The sequence below is a fragment of the Glutamicibacter sp. X7 genome, from assembly GCF_054889245.1.
In genome coordinates this window covers 3,427,327-3,449,608 of record NZ_CM142678.1, presented here as the reverse complement: position 1 = coordinate 3,449,608, position 22,282 = coordinate 3,427,327, and the positions used below count along the sequence as shown (strand labels likewise).

General features: G+C 63.0%; 24 protein-coding genes. 16 read left to right on the top strand and 8 right to left on the bottom strand.

The genetic code is table 11. From position 1 onward, the window contains the following. Window positions 1-205: 205 nt before the first annotated feature. From ACYU0X_RS16355 to ACYU0X_RS16340, 4 genes are all read left to right on the top strand, one after another. A complete protein-coding gene (locus ACYU0X_RS16355) occupies window positions 206-1,912 on the top strand; it encodes a carbon starvation CstA family protein (RefSeq protein WP_418907821.1) in 1,707 nt (568 codons plus the stop codon). Further along, window positions 1,909-2,175 carry a cory-CC-star protein gene (locus tag ACYU0X_RS16350; protein ID WP_418907820.1) on the top strand — a complete coding sequence of 89 codons (267 nt, stop codon included), beginning with the start codon at window positions 1,909-1,911 and terminating at the stop codon, window positions 2,173-2,175. The genes ACYU0X_RS16355 and ACYU0X_RS16350 overlap by 4 nt, the downstream gene beginning before the upstream one ends. Continuing rightward, window positions 2,166-3,143, top strand: coding sequence for an ArsA family ATPase (locus ACYU0X_RS16345; RefSeq protein WP_418907819.1), 978 nt, complete (start codon window positions 2,166-2,168; stop codon window positions 3,141-3,143). Before ACYU0X_RS16350 ends, ACYU0X_RS16345 begins: the two co-directional genes overlap by 10 nt. A gap of 83 nt (window positions 3,144-3,226) precedes the next feature. Further along, entirely contained in the window at window positions 3,227-4,135 is a 909-nt protein-coding gene (locus tag ACYU0X_RS16340; RefSeq protein WP_418907818.1) for a dihydrodipicolinate synthase family protein, read from the top strand. Between the two features lie 58 nt (window positions 4,136-4,193). On the opposite strand, the gene ACYU0X_RS16335 is transcribed toward ACYU0X_RS16340, so the two are convergent. Beyond that, window positions 4,194-4,889 (bottom strand): TetR/AcrR family transcriptional regulator, encoded by a 696-nt coding sequence (locus ACYU0X_RS16335; protein ID WP_418907817.1) that lies wholly within the window; start codon window positions 4,887-4,889, stop codon window positions 4,194-4,196. A gap of 68 nt (window positions 4,890-4,957) precedes the next feature. On the opposite strand from ACYU0X_RS16335, the gene ACYU0X_RS16330 reads away from it, so the two are divergent. After that, complete coding sequence (locus tag ACYU0X_RS16330; protein WP_418907816.1) at window positions 4,958-5,713, top strand: SDR family oxidoreductase; 756 nt, start codon at window positions 4,958-4,960, stop codon at window positions 5,711-5,713. Between the two features lie 18 nt (window positions 5,714-5,731). Beyond that, window positions 5,732-6,061 carry a nuclear transport factor 2 family protein gene (locus ACYU0X_RS16325; protein ID WP_418907815.1) on the top strand — a complete coding sequence of 110 codons (330 nt, stop codon included), beginning with the start codon at window positions 5,732-5,734 and terminating at the stop codon, window positions 6,059-6,061. Between the two features lie 114 nt (window positions 6,062-6,175). Here ACYU0X_RS16325 and ACYU0X_RS16320 read toward each other — a convergent pair whose 3' ends face one another. Next, window positions 6,176-7,603 carry a phytoene desaturase family protein gene (locus ACYU0X_RS16320; RefSeq protein WP_461901715.1) on the bottom strand — a complete coding sequence of 476 codons (1,428 nt, stop codon included), beginning with the start codon at window positions 7,601-7,603 and terminating at the stop codon, window positions 6,176-6,178. Window positions 7,604-7,669: 66 nt separating this feature from the next. Between ACYU0X_RS16320 and ACYU0X_RS16315 the strand changes: the two genes are divergently transcribed. From ACYU0X_RS16315 to ACYU0X_RS16290, 6 genes are all read left to right on the top strand, one after another. Further along, entirely contained in the window at window positions 7,670-8,899 is a 1,230-nt protein-coding gene (locus tag ACYU0X_RS16315; protein ID WP_461901714.1) for an MFS transporter, read from the top strand. A 10-nt stretch (window positions 8,900-8,909) separates the two neighbouring features. Next, on the top strand, window positions 8,910-9,704 hold the full coding sequence (locus tag ACYU0X_RS16310) for a hypothetical protein (protein WP_461901713.1): 795 nt from the start codon (window positions 8,910-8,912) through the stop codon (window positions 9,702-9,704). A gap of 156 nt (window positions 9,705-9,860) precedes the next feature. Then, the gene (locus tag ACYU0X_RS16305) at window positions 9,861-11,258 is read left to right on the top strand and encodes an MBL fold metallo-hydrolase (protein ID WP_461901712.1); all 1,398 of its coding nucleotides are present in this window, start codon (window positions 9,861-9,863) and stop codon (window positions 11,256-11,258) included. A 37-nt stretch (window positions 11,259-11,295) separates the two neighbouring features. Continuing rightward, window positions 11,296-11,874, top strand: coding sequence for a rhodanese-like domain-containing protein (locus tag ACYU0X_RS16300; RefSeq protein WP_461901711.1), 579 nt, complete (start codon window positions 11,296-11,298; stop codon window positions 11,872-11,874). 3 nt (window positions 11,875-11,877) lie between these two features. After that, entirely contained in the window at window positions 11,878-12,771 is an 894-nt protein-coding gene (locus ACYU0X_RS16295; RefSeq protein ID WP_461901710.1) for a sulfite exporter TauE/SafE family protein, read from the top strand. Between the two features lie 289 nt (window positions 12,772-13,060). Next, a complete protein-coding gene (locus ACYU0X_RS16290; RefSeq protein ID WP_309409962.1) occupies window positions 13,061-13,339 on the top strand; it encodes a metal-sensitive transcriptional regulator in 279 nt (92 codons plus the stop codon). Between the two features lie 248 nt (window positions 13,340-13,587). Here ACYU0X_RS16290 and ACYU0X_RS16285 read toward each other — a convergent pair whose 3' ends face one another. Then, window positions 13,588-14,745, bottom strand: a complete 1,158-nt coding sequence (locus tag ACYU0X_RS16285; protein ID WP_461901709.1) for a sensor histidine kinase — start codon at window positions 14,743-14,745, stop codon at window positions 13,588-13,590. Then, window positions 14,742-15,443 carry a response regulator transcription factor gene (locus ACYU0X_RS16280; RefSeq protein WP_418907810.1) on the bottom strand — a complete coding sequence of 234 codons (702 nt, stop codon included), beginning with the start codon at window positions 15,441-15,443 and terminating at the stop codon, window positions 14,742-14,744. Before ACYU0X_RS16280 ends, ACYU0X_RS16285 begins: the two co-directional genes overlap by 4 nt. Window positions 15,444-15,599: 156 nt before the next feature. On the opposite strand from ACYU0X_RS16280, the gene ACYU0X_RS16275 reads away from it, so the two are divergent. After that, entirely contained in the window at window positions 15,600-16,112 is a 513-nt protein-coding gene (locus ACYU0X_RS16275; RefSeq protein ID WP_418907809.1) for a DM13 domain-containing protein, read from the top strand. Next, on the top strand, window positions 16,109-16,576 hold the full coding sequence (locus ACYU0X_RS16270) for a hypothetical protein (RefSeq protein WP_461901708.1): 468 nt from the start codon (window positions 16,109-16,111) through the stop codon (window positions 16,574-16,576). Before ACYU0X_RS16275 ends, ACYU0X_RS16270 begins: the two co-directional genes overlap by 4 nt. On the opposite strand, the gene ACYU0X_RS16265 is transcribed toward ACYU0X_RS16270, so the two are convergent. The 4 genes from ACYU0X_RS16265 to ACYU0X_RS16250 form a co-directional block, all read right to left on the bottom strand. Further along, the gene (locus tag ACYU0X_RS16265) at window positions 16,573-17,328 is read right to left on the bottom strand and encodes an iron ABC transporter ATP-binding protein (RefSeq protein ID WP_418907807.1); all 756 of its coding nucleotides are present in this window, start codon (window positions 17,326-17,328) and stop codon (window positions 16,573-16,575) included. The two genes, ACYU0X_RS16270 and ACYU0X_RS16265, sit on opposite strands and share 4 nt — an antisense overlap. Further along, the gene (locus ACYU0X_RS16260) at window positions 17,325-18,377 is read right to left on the bottom strand and encodes an iron chelate uptake ABC transporter family permease subunit (RefSeq protein ID WP_461901707.1); all 1,053 of its coding nucleotides are present in this window, start codon (window positions 18,375-18,377) and stop codon (window positions 17,325-17,327) included. Before ACYU0X_RS16260 ends, ACYU0X_RS16265 begins: the two co-directional genes overlap by 4 nt. Then, window positions 18,370-19,350 (bottom strand): ABC transporter permease, encoded by a 981-nt coding sequence (locus tag ACYU0X_RS16255; RefSeq protein WP_418907805.1) that lies wholly within the window; start codon window positions 19,348-19,350, stop codon window positions 18,370-18,372. The genes ACYU0X_RS16260 and ACYU0X_RS16255 overlap by 8 nt, the downstream gene beginning before the upstream one ends. A 99-nt stretch (window positions 19,351-19,449) precedes the next feature. After that, window positions 19,450-20,436 (bottom strand): siderophore ABC transporter substrate-binding protein, encoded by a 987-nt coding sequence (locus tag ACYU0X_RS16250; RefSeq protein WP_461901706.1) that lies wholly within the window; start codon window positions 20,434-20,436, stop codon window positions 19,450-19,452. A 325-nt stretch (window positions 20,437-20,761) separates the two neighbouring features. Here ACYU0X_RS16250 and ACYU0X_RS16245 point away from each other — a divergent pair, with 325 nt between their 5' ends. Next, a complete protein-coding gene (locus tag ACYU0X_RS16245; RefSeq protein WP_418907803.1) occupies window positions 20,762-21,442 on the top strand; it encodes an SDR family oxidoreductase in 681 nt (226 codons plus the stop codon). Window positions 21,443-21,587: 145 nt separating this feature from the next. Further along, window positions 21,588-22,223 carry a GntR family transcriptional regulator gene (locus ACYU0X_RS16240; protein WP_418907802.1) on the top strand — a complete coding sequence of 212 codons (636 nt, stop codon included), beginning with the start codon at window positions 21,588-21,590 and terminating at the stop codon, window positions 22,221-22,223. Window positions 22,224-22,282: the final 59 nt, after the last annotated feature.

Here is a 22,282-nt window from a genome sequence, read left to right as displayed (position 1 = left end):
AGCTTTACACGTTTTGCGGAATGCCGTAAGCGCACTGAAGTGCACTTTCTCGCCCGAGACGACCAAGGCCGGGAGCACCCGACACCCCGCAAATGCGGAGGTCGCAAGGTGGTGCGGCTCACGTAGACTGCTTTCTGGGAGCCAGCTGTGATGTGTGAGACGGCAGCGGGTTCCAGCCCTGTTAGCAGTCGACGAAAGGCAAACGATGAGTGCGATCGTTCTGCTGGTGATTGGTCTGGCGATGTTTGCCGGAGGTTACCTGCTGTATTCCAAGTACCTTGCCCAGAAGGTATACAAGCTCGACCCGAGTTTCACCGCGCCATCCCATGAACTGAACGACGGGATCGACTACGTCCCGACGAACAAGTTCGTGCTGTGGGGCCACCACTTCACTTCCGTGGCCGGCGCGGCGCCGATCGTCGGCCCGGCCGTGGCGGTGATTTGGGGTTGGCTCCCGGCCTTCCTCTGGGTCACCATCGGCACCGTATTCTTCGCCGGAATGCACGACCTCGGCGCCCTGTGGGCCTCGGAGCGCAATAAGGGACGCTCCATGGGCTCGCTGTCCAGCCGTTACATCGGCAAGCGCGGGGCGAACCTCTTCCTCGTGGTGATCTTCCTGCTGTTGCTCATGGTGGTGGCGGCCTTCGCCGTGGTCATCACGAACCTGCTGATTTCCACCCCGACCGCCGTCATCCCGGCCTGGGGCGCGGTAGCCGTGGCGCTCTTCGTGGGTGTGGCCGTATACAAGCTGCGCTGGAACCTGCTGCTGGTTACCGCCATCGGCGTCGTGGCCCTCTACTCGTTGATCGTGCTCGGCGATGCGGTACCCGTGGTGCTGCCCGAAACGATCCTCGGCATGAGCCCGGCGACCTTCTGGATCGTCACCCTCTTCGTCTACGCGGGCATCGCCTCGCTGCTTCCGGTCTGGGTCCTGCTCCAGCCGCGCGACTACATCAATGGCGTGCAGCTGTTTATTGGACTGGCCATCCTGTTCATCGCCGTACTGGTCAGCGCCCCGAAACTTGTGGTCCCCGCGATCAACGAGAACGTCCCGGACGGCACCCCGGGGATCGTCCCGCTGCTCTTCGTCACCATTGCCTGTGGCGCGATCTCGGGCTTCCACGGCATGGTTTCTTCGGGAACCAGTGCCAAGCAGATCGACTCCGAGCCGGATGCTCGGTTTATCGGCTACTTCGGTGCCGTCGGTGAAGGCATGCTGGCGCTCGGCGCCATCCTGGCTACCACCGCCGGTTTCCAGACCCTGGCGCAGTGGGAAGAAATTTACACGGCCTTCGGGCAGGGCGGCGTCGGCGCATTCGTCGCCGGCGGCGGCCACCTGGTCAACGCCGGCCTCGGCTTGCCGGTCTCGCTATCGGCCACCGTACTGGCCACCATGGCGGTGCTCTTCGCGGCGACCACTATGGACACCGGCGTGCGCCTGATGCGCTTCGTGGTGCAGGAAGCCGGCGATGCGGCGCGGATCAAGCTCGGAAAGTACACGGCCACAATCATCGTGCTCGTGGTCTCCATGGCGTTGGTCTTCAGCCAGGGCATGGACGGCAGCGGTGGCTTGACCATCTGGCCGCTGTTCGGAACCACAAACCAGCTGCTGGCCTCGCTGACCCTGCTGATCGTGGCGGTCATGCTGGTGCGCAAGCGCCGCAACCCCTGGCCGGCGATCATCCCGCTGCTGTTCGTGTTCGTGATGTCCTTCTATGCGGCCTTCGTGCAGATCGGCACCTTCGTCGACACCGGCAATTGGCTGTTGCTCGTGCTGGATATCATCATCATCCTTGCGGCCGTCTGGGTCTCCGTCGAGGCCGTCGTCGCCCTGCGTAAGGCCTTTACCGACCCGCCGGAGGCTCCCGATGCCGACGTGCCCGACGTGGTGGGAGACCTGCTCAAGCGATGAGCACCATGCGGGAACGCTGGGCCTCTTTCGTGGCCGGGCTTGAGCAGTTCTATGCCGGACCCTACCGGCAGACCTTCGCTCGAGCCCGGCGCGAAGAGGACGACTTGTTCACCCTCGTCGTCCTGGCCGAGGCGCTTGGGGTGCCCGATCCCGCGGCCTACTACACCGCCGAACTCATGCCGATGCTCTACGAAGACTTCCATGCCTGGCATCGGCGCATGGGCATGGAAACCTCGCCGTTGGAGCATATGTCGTGTTGTTGAGCCAGTTCGAGGGCAAGAAGGTCCTGTTCTTTGGTGGCAAGGGAGGCGTCGGGAAGACCTCGCTGGCCTCGGCCACCGCGCTGGGTCTAGCCCAGCGGGGACGACGGGTGCTGGTGGTTTCGACCGACCCTGCCCATAACCTCGGGCATCTCTGGCGGGCGCGGCTCGGCGATGAGGCGACCCTCGTGGCAGAGGCCGGGTCCGGCGGCACGGTGCATGCCGTGGAGATCGATCCGCAACGCACCGTGGACCGCCACCTGGCCGCGGTGGGCCAAACCATGCGCAAGATGCTTCCGGAGCGGATGCATACGGCCGCCGAACGGCATTTGCGGCTGGCGCGGCAGGCACCTGGCACCCACGAGTCGGCCATGCTCGAACGCATTGCCGAAGCGGTCGAGGCCGGAGCCCACGAGTACGACCTGACGATTTTTGATACGGCTCCGAGCGGCCATACCTTGCGGCTTCTGGCGTTACCCGAACAACTAGGTGGCTGGACCGAGCAGCTCTTGGCGAACCGGGACCGCTCCGAGCGCTTCTCCGCCGCGTTGCGCGGCCTGACTCCGGGGGCCGAGGATGGGCCCGATCGACGCGATGCGCAACTGCGCCGGGTGCTGATCAAGCGCAGAGAACGCTTCGCGAATCTTCATCGGCTGGTCACAAATCGAGACGAATGCGGATTTGTGATCGCGTTGGCCGCTGAACCGCTACCGGTCGCCGAATCCGTTGAACTTGCCGAACGACTTGGCGAATTAGCGATTCCCATTGCCGCCTTGATCGCCAACCGGCGCTCACCGGCGGATGCCGGTGAACTCTTGGCCGCCCGGCGCGAGGCCGAAGACCGGCAATTGGCGCTGCTTCGCGGGCGACTACCAAAGATACCGATCACCGAGGTGCCGCTCTTATCCGGCGAGCTTCTCGGCCAGCAAGCCTTAAGCCGACTGGCTCAGGAGCTCTTCGGCGAAATATAACCGAGAGTGCACTTTAATGCCCTACAGTGATCGCAAGAAGAGCGCGCCAACTAACCAGAGCCTGACATGAGGGGACGTCGATCATGAGCAAAGAACTTAGTGCGTACCTGCTGACTCCCATGTCCGACGGACGCGAAGTGGATGAGGCGGCGTTCCGCGGCTTGCTGCAGCGGGTGCGCGAGGCGGGGATCGACTCGGTCACGGTGTTGGGATCGACGGGCAGTTACGCCTATCTTTCGATGGCGCAACGACAGCGGGTCGTGCAGCTTGCCGCCGAGCAGCTCCCGGGAGTGCGTCTGCAGGTCGGTATCTCGGCGATAAGCCTGCGTGAGGTGCTCGAGCACGCTCAGGTGGCGGTCGAGGCGGGGGCTATCTCGGTGCTGGTGGCCCCCATGAGCTATCAGCCGCTGCGTGAGGATGAAGTGATCGAGCTCTACCGGTCGGTGGCCGGGTTCTGCGGGCTACCGGTGGCCGTCTACGACAACCCGCGCATCACACATTTTCAATTCACCGACGCACTCTATGCAGAATTGGCTTCGCTGCCCGGGATCGCAGGGATCAAGATCCCTCCGGTACCCGGACCTCAATCCGAGGTCACCGCGCGCATCACCGGTATTCGTGGTGCCGTGGGGGATGAGATCACGCTGGGAATATCGGGCGACCCCCACGCCGCCACCGGTCTTGTCGGCGGGTGTCAGCTATGGCATTCCGTGCTGGCCGGTACCGAACCGGTGGCCGCACTCAAACTGCTTCAGGTGGTTAATTCCGGGAACGAGGACCTGATCCACGATGTTTCGGCCCGCCTGGAGCCGGTGTGGGAGCTCTATGCCCAGGCAGGTAGCAGCGTGCGAGCCGTGGCCGCCATTGCCCATCATCGACGGTTGGCCAGTCAGTACAACTTGCCACTGCCGCTTCGGCCCGCCGGATCCAATCTGCGTCCGGTGGTGGAGCGCGCCGTGGCGGCCCTGGATGAGATCTCGGCCGAAAGCTAGAGCGCGCCGGCATGTCCGGGTGCGCCTTTCCCAGCGATGGCGGACCTATGCCTTATGCCTAACGCCCCTTGTGCGGGCTCGAGAGCCTGCGTAGCCACGCCGAAAGCAGCGCCGTCTCCTCGGTTCCAAGCACGTCCGGGCGTGCGTTGGCATAGTCCAGCACCTGATGGATGACAGAGCGTTGCGGATCCGCAACAGAAGTGCCCGTAATGGCCGAGATGACGCCTTCGCGCACGGCATTGGACAGCTCCCAGTCCTCTTGGGCCAAGGTGATCATCCGCAGGGTCACTCCAATATTCGTCGCTAGCACGTGAGCGGCGGCGTGCTCCGAGGAGACCACGAGGCGACCCTGCGCTTCGGCCTTTGAGGTGATCCCGCGAAGGATTTCGCTGGGCCGCGACTGCGCGGCAGGTGAGTACCCGGGGCGCACCTTCCCGTACATCAAGCTATAAAAGCCCGGATTCTCCACACCAAAGGCGACATGGGCATCCCAGCCATCGCGGAGATCCTGAATGGGGTCGCCGGAGCTTTCGTGTGCCTCTTTTTCGGCCAAGTAGAGATCGAACCCGCGTTCCACCACTGCTTCCAAAAGGCCTTGTTTGCTCCCGAAGAAATGGTAGAGAGTAGGCATTTTGACGCCGACCTCTGCGCATACGGCACGTAATGACACGTCCTCGCCCGGCGTTGCGGCAATCATCTGTGCCGCGACCTCCAAAATTCGAGATCGTGTATCGCCTCGACGCTCTTCTGTCATACTGCTATAGTAGCGCATACCACTGGTACATAAACTTGTATTAGTGTCATAGCGAGAAGGAGAAAGCGTTGAGCACACATACTCTGGAAGGCAAGAACGTCCTCGTTGCGGCAGGAGCAAAGAACCTCGGCGGATTGATCAGCCGACAAGCAGCCGAGGCTGGCGCTAACGTCGCGATCCACTACAAATCGGAATCCACCCACCCGCAGGCCGTGGAAACGCTGGCAGCGGTCGAAGCCGCGGGAGCTCGCGGGGTGATCCTCAGCGGAGACCTGAGCAAGCCTGAGGCTGTGCAGCAACTCTTCGCCGATGCCGAAGCCGCCCTCGGAAAGATCGACGTTGCCGTCAACACCGTCGGTAAGGTGCTGCGTAAGCCGATCGTTGAAACCTCTGAAGAGGAATACGACTCGATGTTCGACGTCAACAGCAAGGCCGCCTACTTCTTCATCAAGGAAGCTGGCCTGCACTTGAACGACAACGGAAAGATCATCACGATTGTGACCTCGCTGCTAGGTGCCTTCACCGACGGCTACTCGACCTACGCCGGCGGCAAGAGCCCGGTCGAGCACTTCACTCGCGCGGCAGCCAAGGAGTTCGCCGAGCGTGGCATTTCGGTCACCGCGATCGCGCCCGGCCCAATGGATACCCCGTTCTTCTATGGGCAGGAAACCCCCGAGCGAGTGCAGTTCCACAAGTCCCAGGCAATGGGCGGCCAACTGACCCAGATCGAAGACATTGCCCCGATCGTTTCGTTCTTGGCCACCGACGGTTGGTGGATCACCGGCCAGACCATCTTCGCCAACGGCGGATATACCACCCGCTAGAGAACAAGGAGCAGATCAATGAGCAATACTTCTGTACCCGAGCCGGTTGCTTCGTTCTGGAAGGCAGTGAATGGGCACGACGAATCAGGCTTCCTGAACGCTTTCACCGCGGACGGGGTAGTAGATGATTGGGGACGGGTCTTCACCGGCACCAAGGAAATCAAGGCCTGGAGCGACAAGGAATTCATCGGAGCCCGCGGCACATTGGACATAGAAAGCGTTCACGAAGAAGACGGGCACGTCATTGTGCGGGGCGACTGGAAGTCCACCCACGCCAACGGCATGTCAAAGTTCACCTTCGAGACCAGCGGTGACAAGCTGACCAAAATGACCATCCGCGAAGGCTAAGCACCAATGGGTGACGGGCTGATGCTTCGGGGGCTGGCCGTAAGGCCCAGAAGCATCAGCCCGTTCGCCCGCAGCACGCATTTTCATGGGTGGCGTCAGAAGCTTCAGATACGCCTAGCCGTGCGCCGGGGATCGTTCGAGGTCGGCCAGTGCGGTGCGTGCCGCGTAGTAGCCGCATAGCCCGTGGGCGCCCGGTCCGGGCGGGGTGGCCGCCGAGCAAAGGTAGATGCCCGCGGCTCCGGTGCGGTAGGGATTGGCGCTGACGCGGGGTCCGAGCAGGAGCTGGCGGGGGCTTTTGCGGCCGGTGACGATATCGCCGCCGACAAAGTTGGGGTTGAGCGCCTCGATCCGTCCGGTCGGCCGGGCGGTGATCTCAACGATGCGCTCGCGGGCGCCCGGAGCGTAGCGTTCGAGCTGCGCGAGGATTGCCGCGCTGGCATCCCCGGTGTACCCGGCGGGCACGTGAGCGTAGCAGTCCACGGGAACCAGCTCGCCCTTGCGGCGCGTCGGGTCGGCCAGATACTGCTGCCCGACCAGGACGAAGGGGCGTTCGGGCATGCGCCCCGTGGCAACCTGCGCCTCCGCGTGCGCGACCTCTGCCAGCGTGCCACCGAGGTGCACGGTGCCCGCGCGGCGCGCCGGCTCGTAGGCGAAAGGCAACCCGCCCTCGACGGCGAGGGACAGTTGGAAGGCACCGGCACCGTGCCGGAAGTTCGCGTAGGCGGAGCGGCTACGCGCCGGTAGGCGGTCGCCGGCAATGCGAGCCAGCGTGCGTGGCCCGGTGTCGAAGAGGACGACGTCGGCCTGCTCGAGCTCACCGAAGTCGGTGACCTCATGACCGGTCACCACCTGGCCGCCGTGCCGTTCCAGCAGGGTTATCAGCGCGTCGGCGATGGTGTGCGAGCCGCCGACGGCCACCGGCCACCCGTTGGCGTGGGCGGCCGCGGAGAGTGAGACACCGATGGCCGAACTCAGCGGGGTGGAAAGCTTCGTGAAGGCGTGAGCGGCGGTGCCGGCAAAGAGGGCCCGCGCCGGTTCGTCGCGGAAGAGGCGCCCCAGGAGCGTCGCCGGCCAGAGCGCGCGCATCCCCAGCCCGGCCAGGGCCAGCGGGTGGCGGGGCAGGTGCAGCAGCGGCTGGAGGAACTCCTCGGACATGGCGGAGAACTGCCGCGCCAAGGGTTCGAACAGGCGGCGGTAGTTATCGCCATCGACCCCGAGCCCGGCGGCGGTTTCGGTGAGCGAGCGGTAGACGGCGGCGCCACCGTCGTCCAAGGGATGCGCATACTGCACCGGTGGCTGGGCCAGCTTGACTCCGGCCGAGGCGAGGTCGAAGGCGCGCGTGAAGGCGGAGTTGTCCAAGAAGGGGTGGAAACCGGCGCAGTGGTCGTGTAGCAGCCCGGGCATCGTGGCTTCCACGGAGCGGATCCCGCCCCCGGGGGTGTCGGCGGCCTCGAGGACGGTGACCTCGAGACCGGCGGCGGCCAGGGTGAGAGCGGCAGCCAGACCGTTCGGGCCGCTACCGACGATGAGGGCACTGGGCACGGACGCTCCTAAAGGATAGTGCGAGTTTCTCCGAGTCTAACGCGGATCGATCAATAGACTGGTGCGGTGAGCGACACCATCACTGCCCAGCCAGACCGCGATTTGCGCCGTGCCCGTGCGGCCGTTTCCGCCCTGTTTTTAACCAACGGGGCGATTTTCGCGAACCTCGTGCCGCGGTTACCGGAATTGAAGGCTTCGCTGGGCCTCGGTGAGGCCAGCTATGGTCTGCTCGTCATGGCGTGGCCCTTGGGTGCGATCGTGGCGGGGTTGGCCGCGGCGGCGTTCATTCGACGCTGGGGGTCGGCACCCGTGGCGGTGATCGGCACCTTGCTCACCGCGTTGTCCGTGCTGGCCGCCGGCACCGCGCCCGGGGTGAGCCTGGTGGCGCTGGCCCTGCTCTGCGGCGGGGCCATGGACGCGATCACCGACGTTGGGCAGAACTCCCATGGGTTGGCGGTGCAACGGCGCTATGGGCGATCGATTTTGAACTCCTTCCACGCCCTCTGGTCGGTCGGTGCGGTGCTCGGCGGCCTGATGGCGGCCGGCGCGTTGGCATTGCGGCTGCCGCTGGGGCTACACCTGGGGATTTCGGCGTTGCTCTTTTCGGTGGTGTCGTTGACGGCCTGGCGTTTTTGCTTACCGGTGGCGGTCACCCGCGGCGTGCCCGAACAGACGGAATCGCAGCAGCCCGGTGATGCCGCTGCGGCGCCACGGCGTTCTCGACTCGTACTGGTGATGGCCGCGCTGGTACTCATCGCGGTGTCCGGGATCGTCGTCGAAGACGCCGGAAATTCGTGGGCGGCACTGTATTTGGGACAGTCGTTGGATGCCCCGGGTCCGGTCGCGGCCAGCGGGTTCATTGCCCTAGTGGGCGCCCAGTTCGTGGGGCGGCTACTTGGAGATGGGATGGTCAATCGGTGGGGCCAGCGCACCGTGGTGCAATTCGGTGCCCTGCTGGTGGTTTTGGGCATGGGTACGGCACTGGCGTGGCCCAGTATCGCCGGGAGCATCCTGGGTTTTGCGGCTGCCGGGTTCGGGGTGGCAACCACGGTGCCGGCGGCAATGGCGCAGGCCGATACGATGCCCGGGCTCAAGCCGGGCACGGGCCTGAACGTGGTCTCGTGGTTGATGCGGCTGGGATTCCTGGGCGCCCCGCCGCTGGTGGGTCTGGTCGCCGAATCCTGGGGTTTGCGGGTGGCGCTGCTGGTCGTGCCGTTGGTGGGGCTGGTGTTGTTGCTGTGTTCCCCGGTTCTACCGCCACGCGTTCATGGCAAGCCGCGTCCTGTGGCGGAGTAAGCTGAGCGGCATGTTTATTCGAGTCACCGAACGGTGCGCGCCCTCCGAGGTGGCCAACGACCCGACCTATCGGGTTCACCTGTGGAACGCCGACCCGGAAACTGGTGCATGGAATCTGCAGACCTTTCAGATCCGGCAAGCCTCCGACGTTGCTGAGGTGTTGCAGTGGGCCCGGCTGCGCGCGGCGGGAGGGGAGTACGAAGTGTTCGTCGTGGTGGCCGAGGCAGCAGGCAACGAAGCGGGCTCAACGTCGGTCTCATTGGTGCGCCTGGCTGGGGCCGACCCGACGCGACAGGACCCGCCTGACGACGCCGGAACATTCTGCTATCACGGCTCCTATGAACCCTTGGGAATTGGCAGCGTCATTGCGCGCGATGAGCTGGAGAGTCTCGGGTGTGCCACCGGGGATCCATCGGTGGCGCGGTACGAGGCTTCCGGCGGTTCCGAAGCCCCTCCGTCCGTGCCGGCGGTGGCCTACCGCGCACCTCGCGTGAGTGAAGAGCACCTGCGCGAGGCATTCGCTCGGGTGTCACCGGGTCACCTGCAGCAAGCAGGTTTTGTGGCCCTTCGTGATGCGCTCGACGGACGACAGGTATTGATTTACCGTGAGCCTTTCGGCCGTGTGGTTGCCTGCTTCCTCGGTGTGCTACTGGAATCGCGGGTGGCCGACGAACAATCCCTGATTGAGGATCTGGCCAGCATTGTCCTCGTGGAGTTGTGCGAGCCTTCGAACTACGACCCCATGTTTCATTCGGTTGCTACCGCCGAGATCGAAGCGGAGTTCCCGCATGCGCTGTGGGACTGAGCGTGCGCGCTCCTAGGTGAGCGGTCTGATCTGAGGTAATCTCCCGATTCTCTGAGGCAGAAGCGGACCAGTCTTTTGTATACCCCCACCCGTATTTTGACATACCCCCTGGGGTATGGATATGGTCTTGGAAAGTCACCTAGAAAGGACGCTCACATGTTGCTGGAACGCTTCTACGATGAAGATCTTGCGCAGGCTAGTTACCTCATCGGCTGCCAAGTGCGCGGTGAAGCCATTGTGGTTGATCCGCGTCGCGACATTGCCGAGTACTTGACGTTGGCCGCTAAGCATTCGATGCGTATTGTGGCGGTCACGGAAACTCACATCCACGCCGACTATCTGTCGGGCACCCGTGAGCTAGCCGCAGCGACCCGTGCCCAAATCTACGTTTCGGCCGAAGGGGGTGACGACTGGCAGTACAGTTTTGACGCGCAGCGCCTTAAAGATCGGGACATCATCGAACTAGGCAACATTCGCATCGAGGCGCGTCATACCCCGGGGCACACCCCAGAACACCTGTCATTCTTGGTCACCGACGGAGCCTTTAGCGATCGGCCCGGTTATTTACTATCTGGTGATTTCGTGTTCGCGGGAGATCTGGGGCGCCCGGATCTTTTGGACGAGGCGGCCGGAGGTGTGGATACCCGATATGTGGGTGCACGACAGTTATTCGCCTCCTTGAAGGATGTCCTACTGAAGCTGGACGATCATGTACAAATCTTTCCGGGCCACGGTTCAGGCAGCGCCTGCGGTAAGGCGCTGGGCGCAGTTCCCTCGAGTACCGTGGGATATGAGCGCAATAACGCCTGGTGGGGGAGCTATCTGCGAAATGACGACGTCGAAGGTTTCAGCTCGGAGCTACTCGAAGGTCAACCGGAAGCTCATGCGTATTTCGCCAGAATGAAGCGACAGAACCGCGAAGGCGCACAGATCTTGGGTCCGCAGCCACCCATGCGGGAACTCACGTCTAGCGAGGTGTTGGAGCGCACGGGGCGTTCGGCGGCCGTTGTGATTGATACACGAGAGCACGAATCGGTCTCGCGAGCCACCGTGTCCGGAGCGCTGGCGATCCCCGGGCCATCCAAAATGGCAAGCTTTGCAGCGTGGGCCATTGATCCGGAACATGACCAACGCGAACTAATCGTCCTCGCCGCCGATGCGCCCAGCGCCGAAGAAATGCGTGATCATCTGATCCGGGTGGGCATTGATACGGCGACCGGATTCATCACGAGCCTCGCTCAACTGCCGGAATACGTGCCAGATACGGTGCGGCCGGCACAACTTGCCGAGAGCCAATACTCCTTATTACTCGATGTGCGCACCAAGGGTGAATACGCGCGTGGGCATATCCCGGGGGCTCGGCAGCTATCGGCCGGTCGCCTGTTAGGGCAGCTCTCCGATCTGCCACGTGAGGGGACCATCGTCACCTATTGCCAATCGGGCATGAGAAACTCCGTGGCTTCCAGCGTGCTACGCCAAGCGGGCTACCGGGTGGTGCAACTCGATGGAAGCTATGCGGCGTGGTGCCGCGACAAGGCAACGGCCAAGGCTTAAACGTCGTGAAGATTCTCAACGGAGGCGATATGTCGTGATGACTACCTCGACGGCCGCTGTGGCAGCGGAAACACTGAGGTCCGCGATGGACGAGGGAGCACCTGTTGGTTTGCTACTCGACGTGCGAACCCCGGTGGAATTTGAATCCAAGCATATTCCAGGTTCGCGGAACATTCCGTTAGATCGGCTTAAGGCGGAGGCGTTGGAATTTCCGTCGACCACGGAACAACGCATCGTGTTGATCTGTCAATCCGGGAACCGTGCAACACAGGCCCAGCGGCGGCTTCTTGCGCAGGGTCTCGACCGGTGTGCGGTGCTTGCCGGTGGCATCGCCTCCTATGAAGAATGCGGTGGCACCCTGTCATACGGCACCCGACGATGGACCTTGGACCGGCAGATGAGATTGACCGCTGGGAGCATGGTCTTGCTGGGATTACTCGGGCGACGCTATGCGCACCGTAGCCTCGTCCTGATCGCCGCAGCGGCCGGGGCCGGCTTGGCCGTATCGGCCCTCAGGGATAGCTGCCCGATGATTGGTGGGTTAGCAAGCATGCCGTGGAATAGGACATCGACGCCAGCAGATCCCTTCGCCGACATACCCGAGGCCGGGCGGTGAGCCATGGATAGCGCTGCGATTGTCGCACTCACCATCGGTTTGGCTGGCCTTGTGGGCATCTCCTTGGGGCTACTTGGTGGTGGCGGCTCGATCCTGATGGTACCGATCTTGACGTATGTGGCGGGGATGCCGGCACGAGAGGCGATGGCCGCCTCGCTCGTGGTGATCGGAGTGACTTCGCTGGCGACCCTGCCGACGCACGCACGGCAGGGCAACGTCCGATGGGGGATAGGAGCCATTTTCGGTGGTTCTGGTGTTGTCGGCGCTTTCGCGGGCGGACTTGCTGGGGGCGCCGTCCCGGGGAGCATACTCATGGTTGGTTTTGCCGCGATGATGCTCGCGGCCGGAACGGCGATGCTGAGAGGGCGGAGGGTAGCCACCGACCAGTTTCGTCGTGAACGATCGGTGTGGTGGTCCGTGGTCGTCGGACTCCTCGTTGGATTTTTATCGGGGCTAGTCGGCGCCGGTGGTGGGTTCTTGTTAGTGCCCGCGCTGACCTTGCTGGGCCGGTTACCCCTATCCAGCGCGGTGGGGACGTCGTTAGTGGTGATTTTCATGAACGCACTGGCCGGGTTCTCCGGTTATGTAGGTTCATTGACCGTGCCTTGGGGCGTCATCGCTCCGGTGAGCATCGCCGCCGTCATCGGGTCCTTGTTAGGCGCTCGCCTTGTCAACCGGATTGCGTCCGTGAAGCTGCGCCGTGGCTTTGGTTATTTCGTCCTGAGCGTTGCAGCGCTGGTGCTGGTGCAAGAAGTTCCGTACCCTTTTGGAGCGGTTGGAGCGGTCCTCATCGTGTTGGGCCTCGTCGTCCAGCTAATCTGTGCGAAGCTCTCGCGTTCGACCATAGGCTGTCCCTGGCAACGGGGCCACCGACTGTCGCCCAACTTGAGTCAGTGAAAGCGAGGCGGCGTCATAAAGACGGTTCACCTGTCGGCCACCGAGCACCCGCAGCTCGTCCTCGACGAGGCCGCCAAGATTAGGATGGTGCCGACACTTAAGGCCTTCAAGGATGGGATACTTGTACATTCCACAACGGGCCCACAGAGTCACAGAACCCTCGAGGACCTGATCGTCGAACTCACGAACCTCAACATCACATGGGTGAGAGCCGAGCTCCGTGCGCAGCACAGGTGCTCCGCCCCAAGACGGCACACGAAACTTCATCCCTTGACGAAGGAGAATACGGATGCGTAATGCGGACGAGGCGACTCAGAAGCGCATAGTTAATCGGCTTAAGCGGGCCCGGGGTCAGCTCGATGCGGTGATTAACGCGGTGGAAACCGATGGGTCCTGCCGTGAGATCGTGACCCAATTGGCGGCGGTGTCTACGGCCCTCGACCGTGCCGGGTTCGCCATCATTTCATCGGCAATGCAGCATTGCATCGCTGACCCCCAGAAAATCGCTGAAGAAGAAGACGGATTGACGGTCGAAGAGCTCGAAAAGCTCTTCCTCTCGTTGTCCTAGATCAAGGCTACGGCCCGAAAGGAGGCACCCGTGTGCCGTCAGGTTCAATGCAAGGTTTGTCAGAAGGCTACGTGGGCTGGATGCGGCCAACACGTCGATTCGGTGATGCGTGGCATTCCGGTTAAGGATCGCTGCCCAGGGCACGACGCCGAGCCGTCACGGGGACTGCTCGCACGTATTTTTGGTCGCTGAGAATTTATGCCCACAGTGGTGCAGCTCCAAACTTCCTGTGTCGTGCGGCAGAACGTTTAGCGCGGGTTATCCGCCGGCAGGCTGATGTTCATTTCGAAGCCGGCGTCCCCACGGGCTGCGGCCACGGTGCCGCCGTGGGCCTCTACGATGCCGCGCACAATGGCCAACCCTAGTCCGGCCCCGGTGCCTGGAGCCGGCGCGTCGTGCTCATCGGGTCCCGGGGTGCGGGCGTTGCCGGCCCGCCAACCGACCTCGAACATATGCCCTAGATCCTCGGTGTCCACTCCCGGTCCCTGATCGAGCACGGTGACCAGCAGGTGTCCGGTGCTATTGCGTTCAGCCGAGACCACCACCGCCGTGCCCGCCGGGGCGTGGCGCACGCTATTACCCAGCAGGTTGGTCATCACCCGGGACAACTCATGCGGGTCCGCCCAGAGTAGCTTGTCCTCGAGCCGGCGGTGTTCGATGCGTACGTCGCGCGCCTCGGCCTGCCGGGCCACATTGGCCGCGGCCTCGGAAACCACATCGATCAGTGCCACATGCTCGCGGTGTAAGCGCAGGGCTCCGCTTTGCAACCGGGAGAGCTCAAAGAGATCGTCGACCAGTCGCGACATGGTGTCGACCTTGAACCGGATGCTGCGCAGGGCCTGCGGTTGGTCGTCGACGAGGTCTTCTTCCAGCGCTTCGCACAGCATCCGGGCCCCGGTCAGCGGGGTACGCAGGTCGTGCGAAATCCAGGCGAAAAACTGTCGGCGGGCGGCGTCGAGTTGTTCGAGTTGCGCGCGTGCCCCGGCGAGCTGTGCGGAGGTGTCGGCCAACTGTTCGGAGAGTTCGGTCAATTCTTTGGACCCGGCGGGGCGGGCGGTGACCACGTCTCCGGCACCGATCCGCTGGGCGGAGGCGCGCATTTCGCGCAACGAACTGCTAGCCAACCGGCCGGTGATGATGGCCGCGCCCAAGGACAGGGGCGCCGAAATACCGATCACGGCCAGCAAAACCTGAAGGTCGTGGCCGGAGAAGTACATTTCGGCGGCAATGGCCACGGTGGCGGCGACGATGGAGAGAATGGCCCCGGCGACCAAGATCAGCCACTGCACGACAATGGTGCGCGCCGCGGCCAGCCGCAGCAGCCCGGCGGTGAGCAGCATGATCAGCAGGGTGCATCCGGCCGAGGTGCCGAGGATAATCCACAGGTCCGTGCCGCTGAGCATCATGGTGTGTTCCCGTCGACGGTGAAACGGTAGCCCACGCCCCATTCGGTGCGCAGGTAGCGTGGAAAATGGGGTTCGGCCTCAATTTTCTCGCGCAGTCGCCGCACGTGCACGGTGACCGTGGAGGCTTCGCCGAAAGACCAGCCCCATACTTCGCGCAGGATGTCTTCACGGGTGAGTACCCGGTCCGGGTTGCGCAGCAGAAAGAGGAAAAGCTCGTATTCGCGGGTGGTTAGTTCGATCTGTCGACCATCCTGCCAGATGATGCGGCGGGCCGGGTCGATCGTGAAGGCGCCCAAGCTGAAGGGGGTTGCGGTGGGTTGCGGCCCACGGGCCCGGCGTACCAGCGCGTCGATACGCAACTTTAGCTCGCGCAGGGCGAAGGGTTTGGGAAGGTAATCATCGGCCCCGCGCTCGAGCCCGTCGATGCGTTCGTCCACCGACCCCAGTGCGGTGAGCATGATGATCGGTAGTTGCGGTGCGCGCTTCCGCACAAAGCCGCAGAGCTCGTCGCCGCTGAGCCCGGGGAGCATCCGGTCCAGAATCAACACGTCGGGTAGGTCCTTGGACAGTAGCTCACGACCGGCGATTCCGTCGGCGCACTGTTGCACTTCGAAGTCTTGGGCCCGCAGGTAATCGCCGACGACCTTCAGCACGGTGGGGTCGTCTTCGACGATGGTGACGCGGGCTCGCTGTTGCATATTTTCAGCCTACTGCGGCCAGTGCAGATGCGGTGGCCGGCAGATCTTACGGTCTTGAAATCTTCGCTCCGCCGGGCGCCGGCGCTCATTACCGTCGAAGTATGCCCGGCGGCACCCTGCCGTCGGAGAGCTACAGCACATTACGAGGAGCACATCATGCGTACCCTTACGAAGGCCTTGGCATTGGGCGCCGGGCTGACCCTATCGTTGAGTCTGGCCGCCTGTGGGGCGGATTCCGGCAGTGCGCCTAGCGAATCCATGGCCCCGAGCGAATCGATGGATTCGATGGCGCCAAGCGAGTCGATGGATTCCATGGAACCGATGGATTCAATGTCGCCAACTGAATCGATGGACTCGATGGAGCCGATGGCCTCAACCGGCATGTTTGAGGGAGTTGGCGGCAAGATGGTCACCGGCACCGTCGAACTAAGCGGTTCGAAATTGATCTTGAAAGACTTTGCCTCGGATGAGGCCCCGGATCTGCACGTTTACCTGACCAATGGCAGCACCGAAGCCGATGTGGAAGCCGGGATGGAGCTCGGCAAGGTGCAGTATGACCAGGCCATGCAGGAGTTTGCGCTCGATGAGATGCAGGCCGGCATGTACAACACCGTCGTGATCCACTGCGATAAGGCCAAGACGGTGTACGGGGCGGCGAGCTTGTCATGAGTCGGCTGTCGGCGGCCGCGCGATGGGCGGCGTGGCCGCTGACCATCGCCCGGGTGGTGCTGGGCGGTTTGTGGATCGCCGAGGCGCTGATTAAGTTCCGCGCCGGGTTCGGTGCCGCCGATATGTTGTTGGTGGTCGACTCGGTGACCGGTAATAGCCGCACCCCGGCGCCGATGAAGTGGTTCGCCGCCGAAGTGATCGAGCCGCTGGCGGGCCTGTTCGGGGTGCTGATTCCGTGGCTTGAGGCCGGGCTGGGGGTGCTGCTGATTCTGGGGTTGGGGACCGTGCTGGTGCTGGCCGGGGCGTTGGGTACGCTGCTGATGTACTGGTCCAGTGACCAGCTCACCGCCAGTTACCCGCTGATGGCGGCACTGGGTGTGCTCTTGCTGATTTTCCCACACGCCGCCGACCGCATCGGTCTTGACGGTTTGCTGCGCCGCCGGCGCGCCCCGGAGGTCGGCTAGTAGTAGACCGCCAGCGGACCGGCCGGGCCCTCAACTACCCGCACCGGGGTGTCGAAGACACCGGTGAGTACCTCGTCGCGCATGATGTCCGCCGGAGACCCGAACTCCACCACCTGGCCGTGCTTCATGGCGCAAATGTAGTCGGCGTAGTGACCGGCGAAGTTGATGTCGTGCAGCACGATCACGATGGTGCGTCCCAACTCGGTGGCTGCACGCTTCAGATGCTGCATCATCAGCACCGAATGCTTCATGTCCAAGTTGTTCAGCGGCTCGTCGAGCAGCACGTGTTCGGTGTCTTGGGCCAGCACCATGGCCACATAGGCGCGTTGGCGTTGCCCGCCGGAGAGTTGGTCCAGGTAGCGGTGTTCGAGTGCGCCGAGGTCGAGGAAGTCGATGGACCGCGAGATGATCTCCTCGTCGGCGGTGGTCAGTCGCCCCTTGGAGTAGGGGAACCGGCCGAAGCCGACGAGTTGGCGCACCGTGAGGCGGGTGACGAAGTGGTTTTCCTGGCGCAGAATCGAGACGATTTTCGCCAGGTCCTTCGAGGAGGTGGAGGACACGTCGTAACCGGCCACTTCGATGCTACCGGCGTCGATGCCCAGCAACCGCCCGACCATGGTGAGCATGGTGGATTTGCCCGCCCCATTTGGGCCTACCAGCGCGGTGATGCCCCCGGTGGGGATCTGTAGGGTGACCGGGCCGATGGACACCTCGGAGCTGTAGCTTTTGTGTACTGCGTTGAGGGTAATCACAGGCGTCCCTTTCGGAGGATAAAGATCAGGAATGTGATGCCACCGACCGCTTCGATGATGATGCCGACCACGCCTTGGGCGTAGAAGATGTTCTTCATGACGAAGTAGGCCCCGGCGAGCACCACGAACCCGGTCAGGAAGGCGACCGGGAAGATGTAGCGGTGATCGTAGGTATCGGCCAGCTGGTAGGCCAACGTGGCCACCAAGAAGCCGAGGAAGGTCATCGGCCCGACCAGCGCGGTGGACACGGCCATCAGGATCGAGACGAAGAACAGCGTGCGCATCACCTCGCCGCGGTGGTTAATGCCCAGGTTCATGGTGGTGTCGCGTCCCAGTGCAACGACGTTCAGTCGCTTGGAACTAGCGATGAGTGCCGTGCCGGCGAGTACCACCAGCGGAATCGCCACCGGCATGTAGCTCATATCGGCGTTAGACATGGAGCCGAAGAGTCGCGCGGTGAGAATGTCGAATTCACTGGGGGTTAAGAGCCGTTGCATGAAGGTCGAGATGGACCCGAGTCCGGCGCCGAGGATGATGCCGATGAGCAACATGATCTGGATGTTGCCCAGCTTGCCGGAGAGCAGCCAGCCGTAGAGTAGGCAGGCAAGTAGCACCATGATGGCCACCTGGGCCGAGAACTGCCAGAGTCCCTGCACCGCGCTGACACCGGCGGCGCCGAGGAAGAATACCGCCCCGGTCTGCACCGCGATGTAGAGGGATTCGAAGCCCATAATCGATGGGGTGATGATGCGGTTATTGGTGACCGTCTGAAAACTCACCGTCGCCACCGCCTGGCAGAAGGCCACAATTGCCATGGTCAACAGGCTGTTCGCGCGCATATTGGCGATCAGCCAGAAGCCTTCGGTTCCCAGCGGCATGGGGTTGTCCCACGCGAGCAAGCCGAAACCGAAGCCCACGGCGAGTACTAGCAGGATGCCGAACACCACCCAGTAGCGGGTGCGGGTGCGCCCTTGGGGTAGTGCCCCGGAGCCGCGGTGAATCCGCGGGCTCGGCGCGGGGGCCAACGGGCGAGTCAGTAGATTAGCCATGTTTACGCTGCCTCAACAGGAGGATGATGAACACCGCGGCGCCGACCACCCCGAGGATGAGCGAGACCGGAACTTCGAAGGGCCGGATGATGGTGCGTCCCACGAGGTCGCAGACGGTGGTGATCGCAATGCCCAGCAGACACACCCAGGGCAGGTTGCTGCGCAGGTCATCGCCGCGCACCATCGAGACGATGTTCGGCACGATGAGCCCTAGGAAGGGCAGGTTGCCAATCACCACGGTGACCACACCGGTGGCGATGGCGATCAGCCCGGTGCCGAGCAACATGACGCGTCGGTAGTTCAGGCCCACGTTGGTGGCGATTTCCTCACCCAGGCCGGCGACCGTGAATCGGTCGGCGACAAAGAACACGGCCAGGCCCACCAGCGCGACGATCCACAGCACCTCGTACTGTCCGCGAATGACCGAGGTGAAGGATCCGGCGAACCAGATCCCCAGGGACTGCAGCATATCGGTGGTTAACGCGAGGAAGGTGGAGAAGGCCCCGACGACAGCACCGAGCATGATCCCCACGATGGGTACGGTCAGCGACGCCTTGAGCGAGACCCGGCGCAGGAACAAGAAGAAGACCATGGTGCCGATGAAGGCGAAGGCGATGGCCACGGTCATCTTGGTCAGTAGTCCGGCGCTGGGGGCGATGATCATCACCGCAAGCAGGCCGAGTCCGGCCCATTCGGTGGTGCCGGTGGTGGTGGGCTCGACGAACCGGTTCTGCGTCAGTAACTGCATGACCAGCCCGCTCATGGCCATGGCGGCCCCGGCCAGGACGAGTGCGATGGTGCGCGGGATGCGGGTGATGGCGAACATTTCGGCACCGTCCGCGGCGCCAAAAATGTCGTAGACCCCGGTGAACAGGGAGAGCGCCAGCAGGGCGGCTACCCCCAGAATGCCCAGCAGGAGCTTGGGTTCGAAGAGCCGGCCCTTGGGCTTGGCCTCCGTTGGAATGCGTGTCATGGTGCCGCCGTGAAATGAAGTGTGGTGGATACGGCACAGCGGCGCAAACCGTTCCGAACGGTTTGCGCCACTGCTAGGGTCGCGTCGCGACGCTGATGGTTACTTGGCTTCCAGCGCGTCGGCGAATTCGTTGAAGAATTCGGTGTAGGTCTGGATGCCCTCGTTGGTGTAGGTGTCGTTGGGCATGACCACGACGTTGTTTTCCTTGGCGGCGGTGACGTTGGCCAGCGCCTCGGAGTTCTTCAGCAGTTCGGCGCCGGGCTTGTAACCCTGCTCGTCGGCGGCGATGGCGGCGTCACGGTCCATGACCAGCATCCAGTCCGGGTTGGACTTAGCGATCTGCTCGACGGAGATGTCATCGCCCTGGTGGTCGGTGGAGGCGCCTTCGACCTCTAGGGCCGGGGTCAGGCCGAGGATGTCGAAGACCGGACCGAGGGTGCGTCCGGCGCCCGGAGCCGAGTAGTTGATCTCGCCACCCGAGGTGATCAGGGCCATGACCTTCTCGTCCTTGTTGTAGGCGTCCTTCACGCGTTGGATGGAGGCATCGAACTCTTCGTTGAGCTTCTTGGCTTCGGCCTGCTTGCCGAAGATTTCGCCCAGTACGGTGGTCTGGCGCTTGAGTTCCTCATCCAGTGGCTTGTCGTCGGCCGGGTCGAGGTTCACCACGGTGGCCTCCGGGGCCAGCTTGGCGAAATCGTCGGCGTAGTCGGCGAAGCGCTGGCCGTTGATGATCAGGTCCGGCTTGACGGCGACGACGGCTTCCAGATTTGGTTCGCGGTGGTTACCCAGATCGACGATCGACTTGTCCTTGGTGTAGCCGATGGTGTCCGGCATCAATGCGACGGCGGCGGCCGAAAGCTTCACGCCCCAGCTCTCCAGAGTCTCAAAGGTGCGGTTATCGGTGGCCACTACCGAGCTGAAAGGCGTCTTAACGGTGTGCTCACCGTTGTTGTCGGTGAAGGTCACCGTGCTTTCGGCGGCCGGCGTGGAGGATTCGGCCGGGGCGGCGGTGGTGGAACCGCAGGCGGTCAGGGACAGGGCAGCGACGCCCAGCAGCGCTGCAGCGCGAAGCTTCATGGAGGCCATGTTTTCCTTCGAGTTGGGCACCCTGAATAGGTGCCGGATTGGGTGATCTGAAAATTAGCTTAGCCTTAGCTGTTCAAATTAAGCTAAACCATTGTCTTGTTAGATACCTCACTTTAGATAGGGTTAATTTCCCTTATTCATCGCATCATCCTCATGAATCCGCGGAATCGCGCCGAGAATATGTCGAAATACGGCGAGAAAAAGTAACCTAATTGTGTCGACGCGGCATGGTGAGGTGATGTGCCGAATCCCATGGTTTAGCCCGGCGGGAATGTCTGGCGCCCGGTGTCGGTTGTGCCAAGGACGAGCGAAGAGGGAGAGAAATATGAGCGCATCACCACGAGTAGTTATTCTTGGCGGGCACGGAAAAGTTGCCCTGTTGGCCGCACCGAAACTAAGCGCCCGCGGATTTGCCGTCGAGTCGCTGATCCGCAACCCGGAGCACGCGGCCGACGTCGAGCGGGCGGGTGCGAAACCCGTGCTTTTGGACATCGAGCAGGCCGGCGTCGATGAGCTGGCCGCAGTTTTCGCCGGCGCCCAAGCCATCGTGTTCTCGGCAGGCGCCGGTGGCGGTAACCCGCTACGCACCAACGCGGTGGACTATGAGGCCGCAACCCGGGCCATGCGGGCCGCGCAGCAAAGCGGCGTGCAGCGCTTTGTGATGGTTTCCTATCTGAGCGCATTGGTTGATGCCGAGCGTCTCGAGCCTTCGCATTCCTTCTACTCCTATGCCAAGGCAAAGTACGAGGCCGACGAGGTGCTACGCGACTCCGCTTTGGACTACACGATCCTTGGTCCCGGAGCGCTGACCCTGGAGCCGGGCACGTCTAAGGTGCGCGTGGCCGATGCCTTCGGCAGGATTGACGGGGCGGATCCGCAAAGTTCGGCAACCTCGCGTGAGAACGTGGCCGAGGCCATTGCGCTGGTGCTCGGCGAGGATCTGCTGATTCGTCAGACCGCCAACTTCATCGACGGGGACACCCCCATGGAAGTGGCCTGGGCTTAGTTGGCAGGTCGGGTCGCCGGTGCGCTTCGAGGTGCCAAGGACGCTCGTTAAGGCCCACGTTGTATTAGTCGTTCGGGAACTCACGTACTGTAGTTCAAGGCGTGGAATCACCGCGCCTTGAACGGCGAACGAGGGGAAACTCCACGTGACGGACATCGAGGAACTGAGCGCATCTGAACGTGCGTACCTGTTGATCCGCGACGGCGTGCTGGAGGGTACCTACGCTCCGGGAACCATGATCGGCGAGGCCTCGCTGGCCAAGGAGTTCAGTCTTAGTCGCACCCCGGTGCGCCTCGCTCTGGGACGTTTGCAGCAAGAGGGATGGATCGAAATCTTCCCGAAGCGTGGCGCGCTGGTCAAGGGTCTGAGTGAGCGGCAAATCGCCGAGCTGGCCAATACGCGCTGGCTACTTGAGAGCACCTCCGTGGCCGATGCCCCGGAGGCCGAATGCCAGCGCATGGCGCAGCGGCAGCTGGCGTCGATTGAAGCGCAACAGGAAGCTTTTGCCCAAGGGGACCTTCGGCAATTCGTTAACCTCACCATCGCCTTCCATCGCCGATTCGTCGAGGTAAGCGGCAACGGAATTCGGCTCGAACTCTATGACCGGCTGGCCGACCGGCACCGTTTCGCGCTGTTTTCCACCGGGGACATGTTGCAAAGCCGCTGCGCGGAGATCATTGCCGAGCACAAAGCGCTCGTGGAATTGATGGCGAATCGCGACGCTCAGGGCTTTGCCGAGCGCCTTCAGTTGCACATGTCCGATAGCGGCGCAGCGAGCTGAATCCAAGGCACTAAATCACTTCAATGTTCAGCTAGCGACGCTTGCGTGCATCTGGGATA